The 19,441-nt window shown below is 65.2% G+C and carries 23 protein-coding genes and 3 pseudogenes; 9 read left to right on the top strand and 17 right to left on the bottom strand.

Annotated elements, in window-relative coordinates; genetic code table 11:
* Position 1 precedes the first annotated feature (1 nt).
* On the bottom strand, positions 2–703 hold the full coding sequence (locus AC0V8S_RS14860) for a GcrA cell cycle regulator (RefSeq protein WP_475438148.1): 702 nt from the start codon (positions 701–703) through the stop codon (positions 2–4).
* Between the two features lie 129 nt (positions 704–832).
* The gene (locus tag AC0V8S_RS14855) at positions 833–1,207 is read right to left on the bottom strand and encodes a hypothetical protein (RefSeq protein ID WP_475438147.1); all 375 of its coding nucleotides are present in this window, start codon (positions 1,205–1,207) and stop codon (positions 833–835) included.
* A 74-nt stretch (positions 1,208–1,281) separates the two neighbouring features.
* On the opposite strand from AC0V8S_RS14855, the gene AC0V8S_RS14850 reads away from it, so the two are divergent.
* Positions 1,282–2,010, top strand: coding sequence for an XRE family transcriptional regulator (locus AC0V8S_RS14850; RefSeq protein WP_475438146.1), 729 nt, complete (start codon positions 1,282–1,284; stop codon positions 2,008–2,010).
* Positions 2,011–2,099: 89 nt separating this feature from the next.
* On the opposite strand, the gene AC0V8S_RS14845 is transcribed toward AC0V8S_RS14850, so the two are convergent.
* Together AC0V8S_RS14845 and AC0V8S_RS14840 are read right to left on the bottom strand one after the other, a co-directional pair.
* Positions 2,100–2,714 carry a hypothetical protein gene (locus AC0V8S_RS14845; protein WP_475438145.1) on the bottom strand — a complete coding sequence of 205 codons (615 nt, stop codon included), beginning with the start codon at positions 2,712–2,714 and terminating at the stop codon, positions 2,100–2,102.
* Positions 2,715–2,948: 234 nt separating this feature from the next.
* The gene (locus AC0V8S_RS14840; protein ID WP_475438144.1) at positions 2,949–3,251 is read right to left on the bottom strand and encodes a hypothetical protein; all 303 of its coding nucleotides are present in this window, start codon (positions 3,249–3,251) and stop codon (positions 2,949–2,951) included.
* Between the two features lie 178 nt (positions 3,252–3,429).
* On the opposite strand from AC0V8S_RS14840, the gene AC0V8S_RS14835 reads away from it, so the two are divergent.
* Positions 3,430–3,792 carry a hypothetical protein gene (locus AC0V8S_RS14835; RefSeq protein WP_183461712.1) on the top strand — a complete coding sequence of 121 codons (363 nt, stop codon included), beginning with the start codon at positions 3,430–3,432 and terminating at the stop codon, positions 3,790–3,792.
* 97 nt (positions 3,793–3,889) lie between these two features.
* Positions 3,890–4,468: a flagellar basal body-associated protein FliL gene (locus AC0V8S_RS14830; RefSeq protein ID WP_475438143.1), complete on the top strand. Its 579-nt coding sequence runs from the start codon at positions 3,890–3,892 to the stop codon at positions 4,466–4,468.
* Positions 4,469–4,504: 36 nt separating this feature from the next.
* Here the strand turns inward: AC0V8S_RS14830 and AC0V8S_RS14825 are convergent, their stop codons facing one another.
* The 4 genes and pseudogenes from AC0V8S_RS14825 to AC0V8S_RS14810 all read right to left on the bottom strand — a co-directional run bounded on the left by AC0V8S_RS14825 (position 4,505) and on the right by AC0V8S_RS14810 (position 8,147).
* On the bottom strand, positions 4,505–5,521 hold the full coding sequence (locus AC0V8S_RS14825) for an ABC transporter permease (protein WP_475438142.1): 1,017 nt from the start codon (positions 5,519–5,521) through the stop codon (positions 4,505–4,507).
* Between the two features lie 5 nt (positions 5,522–5,526).
* Positions 5,527–6,609 (bottom strand): sugar ABC transporter ATP-binding protein, encoded by a 1,083-nt coding sequence (locus tag AC0V8S_RS14820; protein WP_475438627.1) that lies wholly within the window; start codon positions 6,607–6,609, stop codon positions 5,527–5,529.
* Between the two features lie 42 nt (positions 6,610–6,651).
* Positions 6,652–7,032: pseudogene (locus AC0V8S_RS14815) on the bottom strand (ATP-binding cassette domain-containing protein); the annotation flags it as partial.
* Positions 7,033–7,199: 167 nt separating this feature from the next.
* Positions 7,200–8,147 (bottom strand): substrate-binding domain-containing protein, encoded by a 948-nt coding sequence (locus AC0V8S_RS14810; protein WP_475438141.1) that lies wholly within the window; start codon positions 8,145–8,147, stop codon positions 7,200–7,202.
* Between the two features lie 330 nt (positions 8,148–8,477).
* Here AC0V8S_RS14810 and AC0V8S_RS14805 point away from each other — a divergent pair, with 330 nt between their 5' ends.
* Positions 8,478–9,176 (top strand): RibD family protein, encoded by a 699-nt coding sequence (locus AC0V8S_RS14805; protein WP_475438140.1) that lies wholly within the window; start codon positions 8,478–8,480, stop codon positions 9,174–9,176.
* A 12-nt stretch (positions 9,177–9,188) separates the two neighbouring features.
* On the opposite strand, the gene AC0V8S_RS14800 is transcribed toward AC0V8S_RS14805, so the two are convergent.
* Complete coding sequence (locus AC0V8S_RS14800) at positions 9,189–10,073, bottom strand: SDR family oxidoreductase (protein ID WP_475438139.1); 885 nt, start codon at positions 10,071–10,073, stop codon at positions 9,189–9,191.
* A 98-nt stretch (positions 10,074–10,171) separates the two neighbouring features.
* On the opposite strand from AC0V8S_RS14800, the gene AC0V8S_RS14795 reads away from it, so the two are divergent.
* Complete coding sequence (locus AC0V8S_RS14795; protein ID WP_475438138.1) at positions 10,172–10,993, top strand: helix-turn-helix transcriptional regulator; 822 nt, start codon at positions 10,172–10,174, stop codon at positions 10,991–10,993.
* A gap of 34 nt (positions 10,994–11,027) precedes the next feature.
* On the opposite strand, the gene AC0V8S_RS14790 is transcribed toward AC0V8S_RS14795, so the two are convergent.
* From AC0V8S_RS14790 to AC0V8S_RS14775, 4 genes and pseudogenes are all read right to left on the bottom strand, one after another.
* Positions 11,028–11,474, bottom strand: coding sequence for an SRPBCC family protein (locus AC0V8S_RS14790; RefSeq protein WP_475438137.1), 447 nt, complete (start codon positions 11,472–11,474; stop codon positions 11,028–11,030).
* A complete protein-coding gene (locus tag AC0V8S_RS14785; RefSeq protein WP_475438136.1) occupies positions 11,471–11,962 on the bottom strand; it encodes an IclR family transcriptional regulator in 492 nt (163 codons plus the stop codon). Before AC0V8S_RS14785 ends, AC0V8S_RS14790 begins: the two co-directional genes overlap by 4 nt.
* A gap of 164 nt (positions 11,963–12,126) precedes the next feature.
* Positions 12,127–12,252, bottom strand: a pseudogene (locus tag AC0V8S_RS14780) (hypothetical protein); the annotation flags it as partial.
* 44 nt (positions 12,253–12,296) lie between these two features.
* Entirely contained in the window at positions 12,297–13,496 is a 1,200-nt protein-coding gene (locus tag AC0V8S_RS14775; protein WP_475438135.1) for an adenosylhomocysteinase, read from the bottom strand.
* 180 nt (positions 13,497–13,676) lie between these two features.
* On the opposite strand from AC0V8S_RS14775, the gene blh reads away from it, so the two are divergent.
* From blh to AC0V8S_RS14755, 4 genes are read left to right on the top strand one after another with little or no spacing between them, the layout of a single operon-like run.
* The gene (gene blh / locus AC0V8S_RS14770) at positions 13,677–14,972 is read left to right on the top strand and encodes a bifunctional sulfur transferase/dioxygenase Blh (RefSeq protein WP_475438626.1); all 1,296 of its coding nucleotides are present in this window, start codon (positions 13,677–13,679) and stop codon (positions 14,970–14,972) included.
* A 26-nt stretch (positions 14,973–14,998) separates the two neighbouring features.
* Complete coding sequence (bigR, locus tag AC0V8S_RS14765) at positions 14,999–15,304, top strand: sulfite-sensing transcriptional repressor BigR (RefSeq protein WP_475438625.1); 306 nt, start codon at positions 14,999–15,001, stop codon at positions 15,302–15,304.
* Positions 15,301–15,711, top strand: coding sequence for a YeeE/YedE family protein (locus tag AC0V8S_RS14760; protein WP_475438134.1), 411 nt, complete (start codon positions 15,301–15,303; stop codon positions 15,709–15,711). Before bigR ends, AC0V8S_RS14760 begins: the two co-directional genes overlap by 4 nt.
* The gene (locus AC0V8S_RS14755) at positions 15,708–16,106 is read left to right on the top strand and encodes a DUF6691 family protein (protein WP_475438133.1); all 399 of its coding nucleotides are present in this window, start codon (positions 15,708–15,710) and stop codon (positions 16,104–16,106) included. Before AC0V8S_RS14760 ends, AC0V8S_RS14755 begins: the two co-directional genes overlap by 4 nt.
* 21 nt (positions 16,107–16,127) lie before the next feature.
* Here AC0V8S_RS14755 and AC0V8S_RS14750 read toward each other — a convergent pair whose 3' ends face one another.
* From AC0V8S_RS14750 to AC0V8S_RS14735, 4 genes and pseudogenes are all read right to left on the bottom strand, one after another.
* Positions 16,128–16,637: a class I SAM-dependent methyltransferase gene (locus tag AC0V8S_RS14750; protein ID WP_475438132.1), complete on the bottom strand. Its 510-nt coding sequence runs from the start codon at positions 16,635–16,637 to the stop codon at positions 16,128–16,130.
* A gap of 180 nt (positions 16,638–16,817) precedes the next feature.
* The gene (locus tag AC0V8S_RS14745; protein WP_475438776.1) at positions 16,818–17,306 is read right to left on the bottom strand and encodes an MFS transporter; all 489 of its coding nucleotides are present in this window, start codon (positions 17,304–17,306) and stop codon (positions 16,818–16,820) included.
* A gap of 88 nt (positions 17,307–17,394) precedes the next feature.
* Positions 17,395–17,952 (bottom strand): annotated as a pseudogene (locus AC0V8S_RS14740) (MFS transporter); the annotation flags it as partial.
* 102 nt (positions 17,953–18,054) lie between these two features.
* Positions 18,055–19,440 (bottom strand): NAD(P)-binding protein, encoded by a 1,386-nt coding sequence (locus tag AC0V8S_RS14735; protein ID WP_475438131.1) that lies wholly within the window; start codon positions 19,438–19,440, stop codon positions 18,055–18,057.
* Position 19,441: the final 1 nt, after the last annotated feature.

The following is a 19,441-nucleotide window of genomic DNA, read 5'->3' as shown; positions in this document are numbered from 1 at the left end:
CTCACGCGCAAACCCGCCTCTGAAACCGCGCCTGGTGGTAGCTGCAGTAGCTTTTCAGCGCCTTCGTGCGCATGCCGCAGCACAGCATGTCGGCGCCGGGCCGGCCGCCTGGCGCGTCCCCCTCTTCGGCAACCGAATTGTCCGTATCCTCTTCCAGCGTCAGGTCCAGCGGCGCGCGGCAGCGGGAAAACAGGCAGTCGATGAGGCGCATCGCCACGCCATGCGGCTGGCGGCCGATCGGTCCGCGCTGCGGTGCCGGCACCTTGAAACGGTAGGCTTCGCCATCGGCGATCAGCACCCCCACCTCGCGCACGAACAGACGCGGCGGCAGCCAGGCCGGCGAAGCGTCGCGCCTGGCCCGGGCTTTGTTCTTGCGCGGGATGGTGTCCTCGGCGGCATGGACGCCGGTGCGTTTTTCCGCAACCGCCTTGCCGTTGGCCTTGTCCTTTGCCCGCTTTGCTCCCGCCGGCTTGCGCACTGTCCGTTCGCCGGCAGCTTGTCTCGCGGCCGGCGGCATCCCCCGACCATTGGCAAAGCCGATCGCGCCCAGCATGGCGTTGCGGTGGACGATGCCGATGATGGCGTTGCGCGAGACCGGACTGCCGCGCAGCGCGCTGAACGCCGCGGCGATCCTCGAGGCCGAAAGCCCCTCCTTCAGCCAGCGGGCGATCTCTTGCAGTTCGGCGTCGCTATAGCTTGCCATGTCCAGGCTCCATCCAGGGGTCCGCCTTCGGCAGCACTCGAGAGCGCGCCGTCGGCCAGGCGTCAGGGTTCGTGCCCGGTCCGGGCCACGGTCAGGGTGTTCGGTTCGGAAACCGGCGCGCGGGCCGGATCAGCCGGAGCGGATCGAGTGCCCGGCGGCCAGGCGCGCCAGCCGCGCCTCGGCGGTCTTCCTGTCGGGGGCGGAAACCGCCCTGCCCGTCATCGGCTCGAACAGGATGACGGTCTGCGTGCGGATGCAGGAGCGCGCATAGGGACCGGCAGCGTGCCGGTCGAATGGGGGGCCGGAGCCGAGGGGAGCGGCGGCTCCGGCCGTTCCGGCCGCCGCTGATGGGCGGACCGGACCCGAGGCATCAAAGCGCTCGGGCTTCGTCCCGGCCGGGGAGGACGGCCGGGACGGAAGGGAATGGCTGGCGACTTCGGTCGCCCTGTTTGCCTCACGGGAGGCTGGCGCTACCGCGCCATCAAAGCTGGACAGGTTTTGCATGGCCAGATATAAGCATAACTCAAAAATAGATGCAAGCCATTCTTTCATAGACGAGAGCCGCTTTCATCGCTCACATGGGCGCCATGGCCAAAACGGAACTGTCGATCAAGGTCGGGGCGGCGATACGCCAGGCGCGCAAGCAGCGCGGCCTGGTCATGCGCCACATTGCCGAGCACAACGACACCGATGTCGCTGCCGTCGGCAATTGGGAAACCGGGCGCAATTTGCCCAAGACCGAGAACCTGTTGAAGACCGCCGCCTTCCTGCGCGTCGACCCGGTTGCGCTGGGCAAAGGCGAGGTCGTCTTCCTCGACGATGCCGGCCCGGTGGCCGATGCCGAGATCGTCACCGATGCCGGCCCGATGCCCGCCGGCTCAATGGATATCGAGGTGCTGGGTGCCGCGGTCGGCGGCGACGACGGCGACTTCACCTTCAACGGCGAGCCCGCCGGCTACGTCCAGCGCCCGCCGGGCGTGCGCAACCTGCCAAAGGTGTTCGCGCTGCATGTGCTGAGTGACTCCATGGTGCCGCGCTACGAACCCGGCGACCTGATCTATTGCGGCGGCCGCGACGCCGTGCCCGGCGACCATGTGGTGATCGAGACGTTCCCGGAAGAAAACGAGAAGAACGGCAAGGCCTTCGTCAAGAAGCTGGTCAAACGCACGGCGGGCGAGCTGGTGGTCGAGCAGTACAATCCGCCGAAAACGCTGACCTTCAACCGCTACGCGATCAAGCATGTCTGGCGGGTTATACCGCTGAAGGAACTGCTGGGTATTAGGGGGTGCCTCTTCCTTCTCCAATAGGGAGAGACGGTAAAAAACGGCGCCAGCGCCCCACCATGGCGCGCAAAATCATTGATATGTCTCCGCACCTTCACTTGGCGCCAAGTGCACTAGGCAATTCCCGCCAGAGTAAGCGTGCGGTCGAGCTCGAAAGCAATCTGCCGCATTGAGGGCAGATGCGGGAGTGGGCGGAGCGGAGTGTATCCCGGCCTTCCCGCTTGGTTCATCATTATCGTCATCTCTTCAGGATTTTCAAACCAAACAGGATGGCGAGAGAATTCGACATAGGCTTCATCGGTCAACTGTGGGTCAAGGTGTCCGCCACCATCTTGATTTCGCAACGCGAAGACCAATCGCCGTCGATTCATTGAAGCGCCGCTCGGGGAGCGAAACACCAGCTCCTTCTCCCACCACTCATGAAATTGCAGTTTCTTTTCTGCCATTGGGCCTTCGTCCAAAGTCGGTATCCAGCTGCTTTTTGCACCACCGACAAACCTGATCATCGCCAAAGGCTCGTCCGGAAGCTGGTTTGCGAGGTTTATGGGAGTGGCATAGCTTGAGAATCCGAGTCCGGCGCGGAGCGAAAGCTGTGTCAGCAAGCATTGTTGTGGAGATCCGTCGTGAACAATCATAAACACCGAAGTGGCAAGTCTCCCCGCTTCCGCATGTTGGCCCTGGTCGTAAGCAGAGCAGGACGACCGCAACAAGGCGATCTGGTCAGTCAAGGCCTGCTCTAACTCCTTACGTGGGCGAATCCATCCGGTCTTGTTTTTTGGTTTCCTCGACATCTCTGAACACTTAGCCGCAAAGACCGGTGTGCGCGAGGAGTAAGGCGGCAGAATGATATCAGATCTCTCTTCTCGAGAGTTCTAAGCCAGCATTAAGTTAGTCTTTTAGTGCTTCCGGCAACGACGTGGCAGAGCCTATTGAGATCCGAGCGTGGCCAAGGCGCATGCCCCTCAAGCCCGCCTTGCCCCCTCCACCAACACCTCCCGGTCGCTCAGCATCTGCGCCTCGCTGCGCACGCGCTGGCGCTCGTCGACGAAGGCGGCCTGGATCGAGATCGCCGTGCCCGGCAGCCCGTCGGCGCGGCAGGCCGAGCAGACGATGCGGCCCGAAAGTTCCGCCAGCGGCGTGTTGCCCGTCACCCCGAAACGCCGGAGCTCATCCGGTTTCCACCACCTGTTGCGGCCGCAATCGGCGCATTCGACCGATATCGAGACGACATGCGCGATAACTGGTTTCCTGCCCGGCAATGCCATTGCCCCCACCCCGTTTGTTCCTGATTTGTTCGTATATTCCTGCGTTTTGAGCTGGGAGTCGAGTCGCAGTTTCAACACTTTTCCAGAAGTTTCCCTTCAATGTATTTTTGAGTTACGCTTATATGAACTCGCAAATGTGAGTCGGCAAGGAATTGCCGCATCAGACCCGGGAGCCACGATGGATGCCGCCGATTTCGCCCGCGCCTGCGGTTACACCGGCGACAGCCCTGCCCTGCTCGAAGCCTTCGAGGCGATCCGCCGCAACGGCATCGCGCAGGCCCGCCAGGATCATTTCCGGCGCAAGGCCGTCATCGACGCGCTGAAGCAGTCGGAGCCGCTGTTCCTGGCCGCGATCGGCCCGGCGCTGTCGGCGGACGAAGCCATCGAGGACACCGCCCGCTTCATCGCCTGCTGGCGCAACATGCCGCGCTGGCGCCAGGAGCGGCGCCTGCCCGACCTCGTCAGGGCGAGGCAGCAGCGTCTCGTGGCGCGCTTCTTCCGCCGCTACGGCCATCGCCTGTGGGCGCTCGAAGCGGCTTGAGCCGCCTGCAATTGACCATCCGGCTGGCCTGACCGGCCCTGATTCCGTCGGATTGCTGCGCTGATTGGTGCTTCGAAACCCGCCGGAAGGACACACCATGAAACGCCTTGTTCTCGCCGCCCTTTGGATCATGGCGCTTGCTCTGTCCGCGCACGCCGCCGGCGACACAACCACCGGGCTTGCCGACATCACGGTGCTGATCGTGCGCCATGGCGAAAAGCCCGACAGCGGCCCCGGCCTGTCGCCCGAGGGCGAAGCCCGCGCCCAGGCCTATGTCGCCTATTTCCAGCCCTTCCTACTCGACGGCGTCGCCTTCCGGCCCGATATGCTGGTGGCCAGTGCCGATTCCAAGAGCAGCGCGCGCGAACGGCTGACGCTGACGCCGCTCAGCCAGGCGCTGAAACTGCCGATCGACCAGCGCTTCGCCGACCACGAAGTCCAGAACCTCGTCGCCGCGCTGTCGACTGAAAGCCACGGCAAGTCGATCCTGATCGCCTGGCATCACGGCCAGCTGGCCAAACTCATCAAGGCTTTCGGCGCCGACCCAAAGGCGCTGCTGCCGAACGGCAAATGGCCTGATGATGTCTTCAACTGGGTGGTGGTGCTGCGGTATGATCATACCGGGCAGCTGGAGCCGGATTCGGCGCGGGTGATTGAGGAGAAGTTGCCGGGTTAAAATGACCTACGCTGATGCGAGGCACCCCCCTCTGTCCTACCGCCTCACCCGCGACTTCAACCACCGGTCAAACGCCACCGCCAGGATCAGGATCAGCCCGATCACGATGCTTTGCGTGTAGGACGAGACATTGTTGAACTGCAGCCCGTTCTGCAGCACGCCAATCAGCGCCGCGCCCACCACCGTGCCGCCGACCGAGCCGATGCCGCCGAACAGCGAGGTGCCGCCGATGACCACGGCCGAAATCACCGTCAGCTCGTAGCCGATGCCGGCGACCGCTTCGGAAGAATTGAGCCGCGCCGACAGCACGAAGGCCGCGAGCCCGGCGAAGAAGCCGACGATGACATAGACCGAAACCAGGATGCGGTCGACGCGCAGGCCCGATAGCCGCGCGGCCTCGGCATTGCCGCCGACGGCGTAGACAGCGCGGCCATAGCGCGTGTAGCGCAGCACGATGTGGCACAGGATCGCGGCGATGGCGAAGATGATTGCCGGCACCGGCACCGGGCCGATCAGCCCCGTGCCGAACCAGCGCATCGAGGCGTCGAAGCCGGAGATCGGCCCGCCATTGGAGATGGTCAGCGTCAGCCCGCGAAACACCGTCAGCCCGCCCAGTGTGACGACGAAGGGCGGCACTTTCAGCCTGGTGATGGCGAGCCCCTGCACGCCGCCGGCGGCAGCACCGACGATGACGGCGGCCAGCAGCGCGGCGAACCAGCCATAGCCCTGCGTGCCTGAGGTCGACAGCGACAGCGTGTTGGCGGTGCCGCCCTTGGCGACGACGGCGGCGACCATGCCGCAGAAGGCGAGCAGCGAGCCGACCGAGAGATCGATGCCGGCGGTGAGGATGACGAAGGTCATGCCGAGCGCGATCAGCCCGGTGATCGAGATTTGCCGGGTGATGTTGAACAGATTGATCGGGTCGATGAAGCTCGGCTTCAGCACGGTGAAGACGACAACCAGCGCCGCCAGGAACAGCAGCGGCCCGAAACTCATCAGCAACCGCGCGATCGTCGCGCCGCCGCGCTGGTTCTGCTCTTCGGCGATGCTCATCGTGCCTATCCCTCCGCATCCTGCCCAAGCGCGTCTTGCCCAAGAGCATCCTGCTTGTCGAGCGCCATCAGTTCCATCAGTTTTTCCTCGTTTGCCTCGACGCCCGGCATCTCACCGGTGATGCGGCCCCGGCGCATGGTGACGATACGGTCCGACACCGCCAGCACTTCGGGCAGTTCGGACGAGATCATCATCACCGCAATGCCGCGTGCCGCCAACTGCACCAGGATCTGGTGCACCTCCGCCTTGGCGCCGACATCGACGCCGCGCGTCGGCTGATCGACGATCAGCACTTTCGGATCGCGCGCCAACCAGCGCGCCAGGATCACCTTCTGCTGGTTGCCGCCCGACAGGCCCTCGATCGCCTGCTCGGCCGAGGCCATGCGGATCGACAGCATCTTGCGGAACCCGGACAGCGCATCGCGCTCGCGCCGCTCGGCCATGAAGCCGAAGCCATTGCTGAAGCGCCCCAGCGAGGCGACGGAGAAATTCGGCAGGATGCCCAAAGCGGCAAAGATCGCCTGGTGCTTGCGGTCCTCCGGCACCAGGCCGATGCCGAGCGCGATGGCATCGGCCGGCGAGGCCGGCGCGATTTGTTTGCCGTCCAGCGTGATCGATCCCGCTGCAATGCGGTCGGCGCCAAAGATGGCACGCGCCAACTCGGTGCGGCCGGAACCGACAAGCCCGGCCACGCCGAGGATTTCGCCGGCCTTGAGGTCGATGTCGACACCGTCGAGCACGATGGCATGCGGCGCCTCGGGATCGCGCACGGTGCGCAAGCCGCGCACCGACAAAACGATATCGCCCGCCACCGCGCGCTGCGCAGGCCTTGCGTAGAGTTCGGAAGCCGCGCGGCCGACCATTTTTTCGATGATCCGCGGCAACTGGATCGGTCGTCCCTTGTCGCGGTCGAGATGCCCGGCCAGCCGGCCGTCGCGCAGCACCGTCATGCGGTCGCAGATGGCGGAGGCCTCCTCCAGCCGGTGGGTGACGAACATGATGGCGACGTTGTCCTGGCGCAGCCGGCCCATGATCGACAAAAGCCGCTGCACCTCGGTCTCGGTCAGCGCCGAGGTCGGCTCGTCCATGATGATCAGCCGGCTTTTCAGCGACAGCGCACGCGCAATCTCAACCAGCTGCTGCTCGGCCACCGACAGCGCCGACACCGGCGTCATCGGATCGATGGAGAGGCCGACGCGAGCGATGATTTCTCGCGACGACGCCTCCATTCGCCGCCAGTTGACCAGTCCCAGCGGACCTGTCGGCGCGCGGCCGATGAAAATGTTCTCGGCCACCGTCAGCGTCGGGATCAGGCTGAGCTCCTGGTAGATGGTGACGATGCCGAGTTGCTTGGCATCCTGCGGGCTGGACGGCGCGTAATCGGCGCCGTCGAATAGGATGCGCCCGCTGGACGGCGGCATGACGCCGGACAGGATTTTCAAGAGCGTCGATTTGCCAGCGCCGTTTTCGCCGAGCAGGCCGAGGATTTCGCCGGGACGGATATCGAGCGAGACATCGCTCAGCGCGGTGACGCCGGAGAAGTGCTTGGTGACACCTTCGACGGCGAGCAGGGCGGCTTCAGCTTGCAAGGGTTGCTCCCCGGATTGTGGTAGGTCGCGGGACAGCGCCCCCCTCTGTCCTGAGGGGGGCGCTGTCCCGCCGGCCTTACCAATCAGTCCTACTTCGTCTCGCTCAACCTCTCCGCCTTGTCGAGATTGTCCTTGCCGATGACGATCGGTGTCAACAGCACCAGCTTCTCCTTCGGCTCGGTCTTGTTCTTGGCGTAGGCGACGGCGATCTGCACGGCGGTACGCGATTGCTGGCCGGGGAACTGTTCGACCGTGCCGGCAAGCTTGCCGTCGCGCACGGCAACCAGCGCTTCCGGCAGCGCGTCGAAACCATAGATCTTGACGTCGGTGAAGTTGCGCGCGGCACAGGCCTCGAGCGCGCCGAGCGCCATGTCGTCATTGGCGCAGATGATGGCGTCAGGCTTGCCGTTGGCGGCGAGCCCGGCTTCCGTCACCGACAGCGCTTCGGCCCGCGCAAAGTTGGCGGTCTGCTCGAAGATGATCTGGTACTTGTCCTTCAGCGGATCGAGCACATTGTGCACGCCCTTGTTGCGGTCGATGGCGGGACCGGCACCCGGCTGACCCTGCAGATGGAACAGCTTGGCGCCATTGGGAAACGCCGCCACCATGGCGCTGGCTTCCGCCTCGCCGCCCTTGACGTTGTCGGCGCCGACATGGGCGAGGATGCCCTGGACACCGTCGACGCGGCGGTCGATCGTCACCACGGGAACGCCGGCCTTGACCGCTTCCTCGATGGCCGGCGCCAGCGCGTTGACGTCGAGCGGCGAAATCACGATGGCGTTGACCTTCTGCACCAGCGCCGCCTCGATGTCGGCGGTCTGCTTGGTGGCCGAGTTCTGGCCGTCGCTCTCGGTCAAGTTGACGCCCTGGGCGGCGGCTTCCGCCTTGATCTCGTTCAGCATGTGCACGAAGAACGGAAAGCCGAGATTGGGCACCGAGCCCAGTATGGTGAGCTTGTCCTCGGCGAATGCCGAAGGCGCGGCCAGCACCATCGCGCCCGCGGCCACGGACGTCATCAGGAATTCACGTCTGTTCATGGTTGATCCTCCTCCACAAGAACGCACAATCCCCAAGACCGGATCGGTCTTGGGAAGGGATCATGCGTCGGTTCAAAGTGTTGGAGCATCCTCCTTGCGCGGGACCGCGCATGCCGCTCCAGCTGACCGCCGTTGCAAAAACTGCCTCCCATCGGCATCAGCCTGAGGATGCTAACCCAGGGTCAACCATTTGTGCAACATCGATATAACAGAGCTGGGGAGCCAATTATCGGAATTGTCGGAATTTTGATGGAGCCGGGCTATCTGGCTTCCATTCTCCGGCCACGGCCCTAGTTTGAACCACGCCCAAGCCCATCCCTGGAGAATTGCATGAAGCCGCACATCATCTGCCATATGCTCGCCTCGCTCGACGGCAGTCTCCACCCCAGCCGCTACACCACCAGCCCGGACGGGACCCGGGCCGAGTGGTCAAGTCTTTATGAGCAGATCCATGGGGACCTCGAAGGCGACGCCTGGATCGTCGGCCGCGTCACCATGGCCGAGATGAGCAAGGCCGCCGCGCACCCACCGGCGCATGCCGGCAAGGTCGAGCGGCCGCATCATTTCGCGCAACGCGATGCGGGAACCTATGCCGTGGCGCTCGATGCTTCCGGCAAGCTGCACTTCGCCAAGCCCGATGTCGGCGGCGACCATGTCGTGGTGCTGCTTGGGCGTGACGTTGCCGACAGCCATCTGGCCGAGCTCGCCGCCGACGGCGTGTCCTACATCGTGTCGGAGACGGCCGAGATCGATCTCGCCGCCATGCTCGACGTGCTCGGGCGTGAGTTCGGCATCCGCCGGCTGCTGCTCGAAGGCGGCGCCGGCATCAACGGCTCCTTCTTCGCGGCGGGGCTTGTCGATGAACTCAGCCTGCTCGTCGCGCCCGCGCTCGACGCGCGGGCGGCAAACCAGGGTTTTGTCGAGTTCGGCGAAAGCGGCCTCGCCGGCAAGATGCAACTGTCGCTGACAAGCTGCGAAACGCTGGCGCATGGGCTCATCCACCTGCGCTACGCCGTCAGCCCTGGCTGAGGCCGCGGCGCCTCAATAGCGCATGGCGTCGAGATCGGCGATCAGCGTCGGGCCGGTCGGGTGCCAGCCGAGCCGGGCCTGGGTCAGCGCGCTGGAGGCCGGCAGGTCCACGGGGGCGAACATCGCCATCCATCCAAAGTGTTCCGCCGCCTTTTCCGGCGCGATCGAAACGACCGGCAAATTGAGGCCCCGGCCAAGCGCCTCGGCGATGGCGCGCACCTCGACGCCTTCCTCGCCGACGGCGTTGTAGCGTGCGCCGGGCTGCCGCTTTTCCACGGCAAGCCGGTAGAGCCGCGCCACGTCGAGCAGGTGGCCCGCGGAGAAGCGGTTGCGGCCCTCGCCGACATAGGCCGAGACCCCTTTCTGGCGCGCGATCTCGATGAGCGGCGTGATGAGCCCCTGCTTGACCGGATTGTGGACCTGCGGCAGGCGCATCACCGACACATTGACGCCGGCCTCCAGCAAGGCATTGCCGGCGAGTTCCGAGGCGATGCGCGGATTGGGATGGCTGGCGTTGAAGACGTCCTCGACCGCCGGCTGGCCATGTCCGGGGCTGCCCATGCCGACACCCGACGTGATGACCAGCGGCCGGTCGGATCCGGCAAGGGCGGCACCGAGGGCGGCGATGACACGCTTGTCCTTTTCGCAATTCTCGGCAAAGCGCGAAAAATCATGGTCGAAGGCGGTGTGGATCACGGCGTCCGCCTTGGCCGCGCCGTCGCGCAGACCCTCGGGCTCTTCAAGCGTCCCGCGATGCACCTCGGCGCCTGCGGCAGCCAGCGCTTCGGCGCCGGCGTCGGAGCGGGTGACGCCGACCACCTGATGGCCGGCCTGGATGAGTTCGGGAACGATGGCCGAGCCGATGAAGCCGGTCGCGCCAGTGAGAAAGATACGCATGCAAATCTCCTGCGGTTGCCTGCGTAATATCGACGGTCTATTATTCCATTAAAGTAGTGATCTTATCATGGTATAATCTTTAACAGGGTGCCTGACAGATGCCTTCCCCCGGTTCGCTCGCAGCCTTCCTGAAAGACCGGCGCACCCGGCTCGATCCCGCCTCGTTCGGATTTTCCGGGCGCCGGCGCACGCCGGGGCTGCGCCGCGAAGAGGTCGCGCAGCGCGCCAACATCAGCCCGACCTGGTACACATGGCTGGAACAGGGCCGTGGCGGCGCGCCCTCGGCCGATGTGCTGAACCGCATCGCCAAGGGGCTGCTGCTGACCGAGGCGGAACGCGAACATCTCTTCATGCTGGGGCTCGGCCGTCCGCCCGAGGTCCGCTACCGGGGCGACGAGGGCGTCAGCCCCCGGCTGCAGCGCCTCATCGACACGCTCGAGGCCAGCCCGGCTTTGGTCAAGACCGCGACCTGGGACGTCGTCGCCTGGAACCGCGCCGCCGAGATCGTGCTGACCGACTATGGCACCATCCCCGCCGGCCGGCGCAACATATTGCGCTTCATGTTCCTCACGCCCCACATCCGCGCCAAGCAGCACGATTGGCAAAACCTCGCCCGTTTCGTGGTCGGCGCCTTCCGAGCCGATGCAGCGCGCGCCGGCGCGGTCTCCGAGGTGACGCAGCTGGTGGACGAACTGTGCAGCGGCAGCCCCGAGTTCGCCAAGCTGTGGCAGGAGAACGACGTGCTTGCCCATGGCGACGGAACAAAGCTCCTGAAGCACCCGGAACTGGGTGACATCGAGCTGGAATACTCGTCCTTCGCGGTCGACGGCAGGCCGGATTTGAACCTGACGGTCTACAACCCGGTCGACAGCAAGGTCGCCGACCGTATCCGCGCGCTGGCAAAGCGCCCCAGGGCGTAAAGGCTGGGCTGCGGCGCTGCGATGGCGCCCCTCTTCAAGGCCGCTCGCACACCGCCTTCAGGATCTGCAAGGTCGGCCCCCAGTAGAGATCGGCATGCGGGCGGATTGCCGGTTCGGCGAAGTCGCTGAGCGTCAGGGTCAGCTGCGTGCCCCCGTCAGCCGGCGTCAGGGCGAAGCTGACCAGCGTGTGGTTTTCCGGCGCGTCCGCGAGGCGCGAGGCCGACAGCGTGCTCCAGTAGCTGTAGGCGAACAGCCGCTGCGGCTCGAAGGCCCGGACAGTGCCATGGTTCTCGAACGGCGTGCCGTGCAGCAGGCCGCTGATCACGATCGCGCCGCCTTCATGTCCCTCAAGGCTGACGGTCAGGTCCTCGTCGGACATCCATTGCGGAATCATCGCGGGCGTCGTCAGCACCTGCCAGACTCTGGCCGGTTCGGTATCGATTGCGATGGTTTTGACTATCGGTGCGGATGGATCGGTCACGGCGCGCTTTGGCCTGATGGCTCGGGCGCCAGCACCAGCGCGATCTCCTGCGCCGCCTGCGCCGCGTGGCGGCGTACGGTGGCAAGGTCGAGCATGCTGTAGCTGGTCGCCACATAGGGCACGGTGAGTGCTGCGACCGACTGGCCGAACGGCCCGATGACGGGAAAGGCAAGATCGATGACACCCGGCTGCAGCCCGTCCGCCACCTCCTCATGGCCGGCGGCGCGGATGCGGGCAAGCGCCTCACGCATGTCGGCCTTTTCATCAGGGATACCAGAGGCTTGCAGCCATTGATTGACTCTGTCCTGCGGCTGGAACGCCATCAGCGTGCGGCCGGTGGCGGTGGCAAACAGCGGAAACTCGGCGCCGACGCGCACCCGGAAGCCGAACGCCGCCGGGCTTTCCACCTGCGCCAGGATAAGCACCCGTCCGGCATTGTTGACGCCGAGATTGCAGGATTGCTGGGTCGCGTCGGACAGCCGCCGCATCGACGGCAGCGCCGCCTGGACGAGGCCGCGCAGCGGCTCGTGCCGGTGCGCCAGCTCGAACAGGCGCGGCGACAGGAAATAGAGCCCGGCCGGGCGATCGCGAAAATGTAGCCGCGCCGCTCCAGCGCCTGCAGCACGCGGTAGATCTGGTGGATCGAGCGGCCGACCGCCTCGGAAATCTGACCCTGGTTCAGCCCGTCCTTCTGCTCGGCCAGGAGTTCGATGATGTCGAACGCCTTGTCCAGGGCCGGTACCGAATAGTCCGGCGCGTCAGCAATTTTGCCAGCCATGCAAGCTTTCCAGCACCAGAATCAGGAATTACGGGCAAGTATAGTCAGCGTGCCGCCCCCATCGTAGCCATCATCAGCCGGGCGGTACGCCGGTTGATGTCGTCTGGCACCGGCTGCGCGCCCACCGCCAGGTTTTCGCCCTTCACCACCCGCTCCAGCGACAGCGCCTGCAGCATGAAGCCGATATCCATGGATTCGATCGAATTGCCCTTTGGCTCGACGCCGGCAAGGTTGAACATGCGCCCCTCGGCGACGAGGATGACATGCCTTCCATTGGCGAGATCGAGCCGCCGCAACGTGCCGTCGAGATCGGTGGTGGCGGTGGTCATGGCGGCGAGACCCTCAGTGTCGATCTCCCACGGGAAATGCCCGGAATTGGCGAGCACCGCGCCATCCTGCATGGCGGCGATCGCCTCGGCGGGAAGCACGCCGGCGCGGCCGGTGGCGGTGATGAACACTTGCGCCCATGGCGCCAGGTCGGCCAGCGGCGCCACCCGGTAGCCGTCGAGAGCGGCCTCCAGCGCCTTGATCTCGTCGACCTCGACGACCGCCACGCGGCCGCCGAGTGCCCGCAGATACTGCGCGATGCCGCGCCCGCACCAGCCATAGCCGATGACGCAGAAGCGTCGGCCTGGGATCATCAGATTGGTGACGCGCATGAAGCTTTCGACCACCGACTGGCCGACCGCGTGCTTGTTCTCGCCGATCGCCTTCAGCGGGCTGTCATTGATGACGATGGACGCGAACGGCACCTTGCCGGCCAGTTCGCCACGCAGCCGGTCGCCGCCCGACGTCGTCTCCTCGGTGCCGCCAAGGATGGACGCCGCCCTGCCCCGCTCGACAATGCCGGCGGCAAGGTCGGCGCCATTGTCGAGCAGCATGTCGGGCTCCGCATCCAGCACCCGCGCCAGATTGGCGTGATGGTCGGCGAGCGTATCGGCGCGGCGGCCGAACACGCCGATACCCTGGCTTTGCAGGAAGGCGACGACATCATCCTGCGTCGAACCGTGATTGCCGGTACCGATTATCTCGGCGCCGCCTTCGGCCAGCACTTCGAGCAGCACCGCCGTCTTCGGCTCGATATGCAGCGACATGCCGATGCGCCTGCCGGCGAAGGGGCGGCTGGCACGGAACTCTTCACGCAGCGTGGCCAGCATCGCCATGCGCGAACGGATCCAGGCGACACGGCCGCGACCACGCTCGGCCAGCGCGGCGGTCGCCGGATTGGCTTGGGCTTGGGTCATTCGAAGTCTCCGATCACGATCCACATTTTCCATATGCAAAAAAGTTTTTTGCATATGGCGAATATGACAGAAGATCGTCAGGCCGGCAACCCGGCCGCGAATTTCCAGGCAGGCACCTTGTGCGAGCTTTCATTATACATTATATGCAATTGTATATTGATAGGAATACAGGTGCCCGAGATGACCATGATCCGTGTAAATGACGTGTTGAGCGTCGGTCCCCAGCCCTCGATCTCCGAAATCCGGTCGCTTGCCTTCCATGGCTTTGCGGGAATGATCAACGCCCGTCCTGACGAGGAAGAGGCCTCCCAGCCCGGAAACGCCGCCGAGCGGGAAGCGGCTGGTCACGCCGATGTTTCCTACGCCTTCATACCCGTGACCATGCCGACCATCACCGAGGCGGACATGTGGGCCTTCCAGGCGGCCATGGCCGATGCCGGCGGCCCGGTCTTTGCGCATTGCAAGACCGGCACGCGCGCCCTGACCCTGTATGTACTGAGCGAGGCACTCGATGGCCGTATGTCATCCCAGGATATCGCGGCTCTCGGCTTGAAACTCGGCATCGACCTGTCGGCGGCGTCGCGATGGTTCGAAGCGCACAGGCAACTGCGACCGGAGGTGAAGGGGTTCTTCGATCCCCGGACGGGAAGCGTACAATATGTGGTTTCGGATCCGGGCACCCGAAAATGCGCCATTGTCGATCCGGTTCTCGATTTCGACGAGAAGTCCGGAGCGACCACGACGCGCAACGCCGACGCGCTGCTTTCCTATGTTGCGGAGAACGGGTTGAGTGTCGAATGGATACTCGACACCCATCCTCATGCCGACCATTTGTCGGCCGCGCAGTATCTGAAGCAGAAGACGGGCGCCCCGACCGCGATCGGAGCGCCGGTGGTCGATGTCCAGCGCCTGTGGCGGGGCATCTACAACTGGCCCGAACTTCGTGTCGACGGCTCGCAATGGGACAGGCTGTTCTCGGATGGCGACACGTTCAAGGTCGGTTCCATAGCCGCGCGCGTCATGTTTTCGCCCGGTCACACCCTGGCGTCGATCACCTACGTGATCGGCAACGCGGCCTTTGTTCACGACACCATCTTCATGCCTGACAGCGGCACGGCTCGTGCCGACTTTCCAGGTGGGGACGCGCGCATCCTGTGGAAATCGATCCAGAGGATCCTGGAGCTTCCGGATGAAACCCGCCTGTTTACAGGCCATGACTACCAGCCAGGCGGACGCGCGCCGAAGTGGGAAAGCACGGTCGGCGAGCAGAAGCGCGCCAATGCACACCTGGCCGATGTGGACGAAGAGGCCTTTGCCGGATTGCGCGTGGCGCGTGACCGAACGCTGCCGATGCCGAAACTCATCTTGCATGCCTTGCAGGTCAACATTCAGGCGGGGCGTCTGCCGGAGCCGGAAGCAAACGGTATGCGCTATCTAAAATTTCCCCTCGATGCGTTGCAAGGAGCCGTGTGGTGAGCGAGATCCAGTCTGATGCGGTGAAGATGTCGCCCGCCGCCATGGAATCGCGCGCTGGCGAAGTGGCGGCCTTGCTGAAGACACTGGCGCATCCAATGCGGCTGATGCTCGTCTGCACCCTTGTCGAAGGCGAGTATTCGGTCAGCCGGCTGGAAGAAATGCTCGACATCCACCAGCCGAGCCTTTCCCAGCAACTGACGGTTTTGCGCGACGCCAACATCGTGGAAACGCGGCGAGACGGCAAACAGATCTTCTACCGGCTGACCGCCGAGAAGGCCGCTCAACTGGTTGCAGCACTTTACACGATCTTCTGTTCGGACGGCCGGCCATGACCTCTTATCTCGTATCCCTTCTTGGCGGAGCCCTTATCGGTCTTTCCTGCGCCATCCTGCTGATCCTGAACGGCAGGATCGCCGGCGTAAGCGGGATTGTCGGCAGGATGGTCCAGGGCATCGATGTCCGGACAAACGCCGCCTTCGTCGCCGGATTGCTGCTTGGCCCGATGGTGTACTTCGCGGCCTTTCATCATTGGCCAACCGTGGCCGTGACGGCATCGCTGCCATTGGTCATGCTTGCGGGATTGCTGGTCGGCTTCGGATCCCGGATGGGCTCGGGTTGCACCAGCGGTCATGGCGTGATGGGGCTGGCCCGGCTCTCGCCACGTTCGATCGCCGCGGTCCTGACATTCCTTGCGAACGGCATCGCGGCCGTCGCGCTTCTTCGCGGAGCCGTCTTGTGAGACACAGCAAACTACGGCCTGTCGCCGCTTTGGCCGCGGGCACGCTTTTCGGATTTGGCCTGGCCGTGTCGGGCATGCTCGATCCTGTCCGCGTCCAAGGCTTTCTCGATGTCTTTGGCGCGTGGGATCCGAGCCTGGCCTTCGTGCTGGGCGGTGCCGTGGCGGTTGCGATGGCGGGCATGGCCTCCTTCAACTACGCACAATCGGGAATGGTCGACTGGCAATTGGCCGGGGAATTCATCCTTGGCGGCATCGGCGGCGGCTTGATCGGCATGTTGGCGGCGACGCGCCTGGCGTCCTACAAGAACGCGCTCAACCGCATCTTCGCCGCACTGATCTTTGTCGTTGCGGGCTATGTCCTCTACCGGAGCATCGGCGCGTTCACCCTGGGGTAGCGGCCGATCCGGGCTTCCGCATCATCCCTTGTGTTCGAACACCGCCCCGTAGTGATACGGCGGCAGATCAACCATTCGCAGAAGCCGGAAACCAGCAGCTTCCAGAACCACCGACACAGCTTCGGGTGACATGCGCATCTCCGTCCTGGGGCCGCGCGGCTGACCCAGCACGGTCGTCTGCTCTCGCGGCAGCTGATGCCAATTGACGAGCGCGAACAGGCCGCGCGGCTTGAGCGTACGGGCCACGGCTTGGACGAGCGCCGGCTGATCGGGCACACCGTGGAAGGTGTTGGCGATCAGCACGAAATCGATCTTTTCAGGGATCAGTTCCGCGACTTCGCCGGCATCCGCGACAATCCACTTCAGGACCGAAACGCCGAGCTGCTTCACCTCGGCCTTGGCCGCCACGATCATTTCCGGGTCGAGGTCGAGCGCATAGACGCGACCACTGACGATTTTCGCAAGCGGAGCGGTGAAATAGCCGTCGCCGCAGCACAGATCCAGAGCCGTCATGCCGGGCTCGGCGCCCAACGACAGCAAGAGACCCGACGGGTCTGGCCAAAGCGCCTCCCACCAATCGCGGTCAGGCATGGAGGTGGCGGGAAACATTCCAGTCATGGGCGGACGCTCTAGAAATTGCGCTGCGGGGCAGCTTTGACCGGCAGGCCGCCAAAGGCAACGCCTCCGTTACCGACGGAGCACCGGCAACGGTCATCCAGCCGCGTGCGGCGCGACCGCGGCCGTGCCGCTCTCCTCACCCTTGCGCGATTGCCGGCTGATCAGTGCGACGGCGGCGAAAGCGGCGATGCCGAACAGGCCGACCACGACATTGAGCCACAAGGCCGGGAAAACGCCGATGCCCGATATTATCAAGGTCAGGCCGAACGGGGCGAAAGCGGAACTGAACTGGCGCGCCGCCGTGATCCAGCCGACATAGGACCCGTAGCGCTCCTGGCCGAACAATTCGAGCGGCAGCGTGCCGCCGACAATGCTCATCAGGCCCGAGCCGAAGCCGAAAAGCACGGCAAACAGCATGGCGCCGGGAACGGAGGGCGCCACCACAAGCAGCACCGCAAGGCCGCCGGCCAGGGCGGCGGTCGCGCCGAGCGCCAGCGATGTCTGTGTCAGGCCCCGGCCGAACAGCATGTTGACCAGCCGGCTCGCCACTTGCGACGGGCCAAACAGGCTTGCGACCAGCACCGAGGCGCCGCCGAGGCCGACCAGTGAGCAGCGGCACCATCTGCACGAGGATTGCCGAAAGCATGAACCCCTCTATGGCAAATCCGGCCAGCACCAGGACGAACAGGAGCGACCATCGCCGGCCGGGCACCGGCCCTGACAGGCCTGATGTGACCGGGATGATCCGCTCCCGTGCCTTGCCGATGCGGCCCGAAAGGCGAGCCAGCCACCAATGGATCGGCAGGCAGATAAAGGCGTTGAGCGCGGCAAAGAGAATGAGCACCTCGCGCCAGCCGAGGTGATGATGCAGCAGCGTCGTCAAGGGCCAGAACAGGGTCGAGGCAAAGCCGGCGATCAAGGTGAGATGGGTGATGCCGCGGCGCGCGCCGCCGAGCTGCACGATGGCGACGAAGGCCGTGCTGTAGAGCACGAAGCAGGAGGCAAGCTCCATGGCCAGCACGCCAAGCGCGAAGCCGGCGCGCCCGGGCGCCAGCGCGCACAACAGCAACGCGCCTGCTGCCGCCAGCGATCCCGGCACCATCAGGCGCCCTGCCCCGACCTGGTCCGCCAGGCTGCCCGCGAACGGCGCCAGTATGGCGCTCGCCAGCAGCGACACCGACAGCACGGCGAACACCCATTGCTGCGACCAGGCAAGTTCCGCCGCCACTGCCGGCGCCAGGATGCTGTAGCTGTAATACAGCGTGCCGTAGCCGACGATCTGCGTGGCGCCCAGCGCCCAGATGGCGGAAGCGGGAAATCTTGGCGTCACTCACTCCGCTGCTTCCATCTTGCCAGCGCAACCGCAGCCGCCTTTGCCGGCTGCCTTGGCATCGGCATCCGCCACGCAGCAGGCATCGATCGCCGCCGGCGCCGGCCCGCCGCAACAACCCTGCGAAGCGCGGCCCGCCGGCACCGTGCAGACACCGGTTTCGGGCAGCACCAATTGCACGGCGTCGGCCGCCGCCATGTCGCCGGCGAGCGCCGCCGCGACCGAGCGCACCTGTTCATAGCCGGTCAACAGCAGGAAGGTCGGCGCGCGGCCATAGCTCTTGATGCCGACCGTGTAGAAGCCGGGCTCCGGATGGCTGAGTTCGCGGTGGCCATGCGGTGGCACGTCGCCGCAGGAATGCTCGTTGGGATCGATGAGCGGACCGAGCGCCTTGACGCCCTCCAGCCAAGGATCGAGATCGAGCCTGAGCTCCCTTGTCAGCGACAGATCCGGGCGCTGCCCGGTCGCGGCAATGATGCGGTCGACAGGACCGAGTTGAGCCAAGCCCTCTTCGCCCTGCCCTTCGACGATCAGCCTTCCGTCATGCTCGCGGATGGCAAGGGTCGCAAAGCCGGTCACCAGCTGGACGCGGCCGCTTTCGGCGAGCTCGCGGACGTCGGCGCCGAGTTCGCCGCGCGCCGGCAGCTGGTCGGTATCGCCGCCGCCATAGATGCGCACGAGGTCGGTGCCGCGCACCGCCCAGATGAAGGCCGTGCCGGGCACTTCATCCGTCAGCCTGGCAAGGTCGAGCAAGGCATTGGCGGCCGAATGGCCGGAACCGACAACCAGCGTCGTGCGGCCGGCATAAAGCGCGCGGTCGCGGCCAAGAACATCCGGGATGCCGTAAGCGATGCGGTCGGCGAACTCCGCCTCGCCCTCCGCCGCGATGCCGCCGGCACCGAGCGGATTGGGCGTGCGCCATGTCCCCGAGGCATCGATGACCGCGCGGGCACTATCGCGTCTTGTGCCATCGGCGGTTTCGACCACGAGCATGAAGGGCCGCGTCGCGCGCTCGCTGCCGCGCACCTTGTCGGCGCCCCAGCGCGATATGGCAATGACGCGTGCATTGGTTTCGATCGCCGGCGCGAGTTGGCTGGCGAGCGGCTCGAGATAGTGCGCGACGAGTTCGTCGGCGGTGGGAAAGGCTTCCGCGTCCGGCATCCGCCAGCCATGGCTTTCGAGCAACGTCCTGGCCGCCTCATCGACGCAATAGCGCCAAGGCGTGAACACCCGGACATGGCCCCAATCGCGCAAATTGGCGGCGACACCGCTGCCGGCCTCATAGAGCTTTACCGGCAGGCCCCGGGCTATCAGATGAACGGCGGCCGCCAGGCCAACCGGACCGGCGCCGATGACGGCGATGGGCAGATCGTTGTGCTTGGCCATA

It is taken from the genome of Mesorhizobium oxytropidicola, assembly GCF_056174625.1.
This window is presented reverse-complemented; position numbering and strand designations above follow the sequence as displayed.

Excerpts from the sequence above, each read along its gene's own strand:
- AC0V8S_RS14825 (WP_475438142.1), bottom strand. The coding sequence starts at position 5,521 with ATGAGCATCGCCGAAGAGCAGAACCAGCGCGGCGGCGCGACGATCGCG.
- blh (WP_475438626.1), top strand. The coding sequence starts at position 13,677 with ATGACCATGATCCGTGTAAATGACGTGTTGAGCGTCGGTCCCCAGCCC.
- AC0V8S_RS14855 (WP_475438147.1), bottom strand. The coding sequence starts at position 1,207 with ATGCAAAACCTGTCCAGCTTTGATGGCGCGGTAGCGCCAGCCTCCCGT.
- AC0V8S_RS14820 (WP_475438627.1), bottom strand. The coding sequence starts at position 6,609 with ATGGACGAGCCGACCTCGGCGCTGACCGAGACCGAGGTGCAGCGGCTT.
- AC0V8S_RS14860 (WP_475438148.1), bottom strand. The coding sequence starts at position 703 with ATGGCAAGCTATAGCGACGCCGAACTGCAAGAGATCGCCCGCTGGCTG.
- AC0V8S_RS14805 (WP_475438140.1), top strand. The coding sequence starts at position 8,478 with ATGAAGCCGCACATCATCTGCCATATGCTCGCCTCGCTCGACGGCAGT.
- AC0V8S_RS14800 (WP_475438139.1), bottom strand. The coding sequence starts at position 10,073 with ATGCGTATCTTTCTCACTGGCGCGACCGGCTTCATCGGCTCGGCCATC.
- bigR (WP_475438625.1), top strand. The coding sequence starts at position 14,999 with ATGTCGCCCGCCGCCATGGAATCGCGCGCTGGCGAAGTGGCGGCCTTG.
- AC0V8S_RS14810 (WP_475438141.1), bottom strand. The coding sequence starts at position 8,147 with ATGAACAGACGTGAATTCCTGATGACGTCCGTGGCCGCGGGCGCGATG.
- AC0V8S_RS14830 (WP_475438143.1), top strand. The coding sequence starts at position 3,890 with ATGAAACGCCTTGTTCTCGCCGCCCTTTGGATCATGGCGCTTGCTCTG.
- AC0V8S_RS14835 (WP_183461712.1), top strand. The coding sequence starts at position 3,430 with ATGGATGCCGCCGATTTCGCCCGCGCCTGCGGTTACACCGGCGACAGC.
- AC0V8S_RS14775 (WP_475438135.1), bottom strand. The coding sequence starts at position 13,496 with ATGACCCAAGCCCAAGCCAATCCGGCGACCGCCGCGCTGGCCGAGCGT.
- AC0V8S_RS14850 (WP_475438146.1), top strand. The coding sequence starts at position 1,282 with ATGGGCGCCATGGCCAAAACGGAACTGTCGATCAAGGTCGGGGCGGCG.
- AC0V8S_RS14735 (WP_475438131.1), bottom strand. The coding sequence starts at position 19,440 with ATGGCCAAGCACAACGATCTGCCCATCGCCGTCATCGGCGCCGGTCCG.
- AC0V8S_RS14795 (WP_475438138.1), top strand. The coding sequence starts at position 10,172 with ATGCCTTCCCCCGGTTCGCTCGCAGCCTTCCTGAAAGACCGGCGCACC.
- AC0V8S_RS14785 (WP_475438136.1), bottom strand. The coding sequence starts at position 11,962 with ATGCGGCGGCTGTCCGACGCGACCCAGCAATCCTGCAATCTCGGCGTC.
- AC0V8S_RS14760 (WP_475438134.1), top strand. The coding sequence starts at position 15,301 with ATGACCTCTTATCTCGTATCCCTTCTTGGCGGAGCCCTTATCGGTCTT.
- AC0V8S_RS14840 (WP_475438144.1), bottom strand. The coding sequence starts at position 3,251 with ATGGCATTGCCGGGCAGGAAACCAGTTATCGCGCATGTCGTCTCGATA.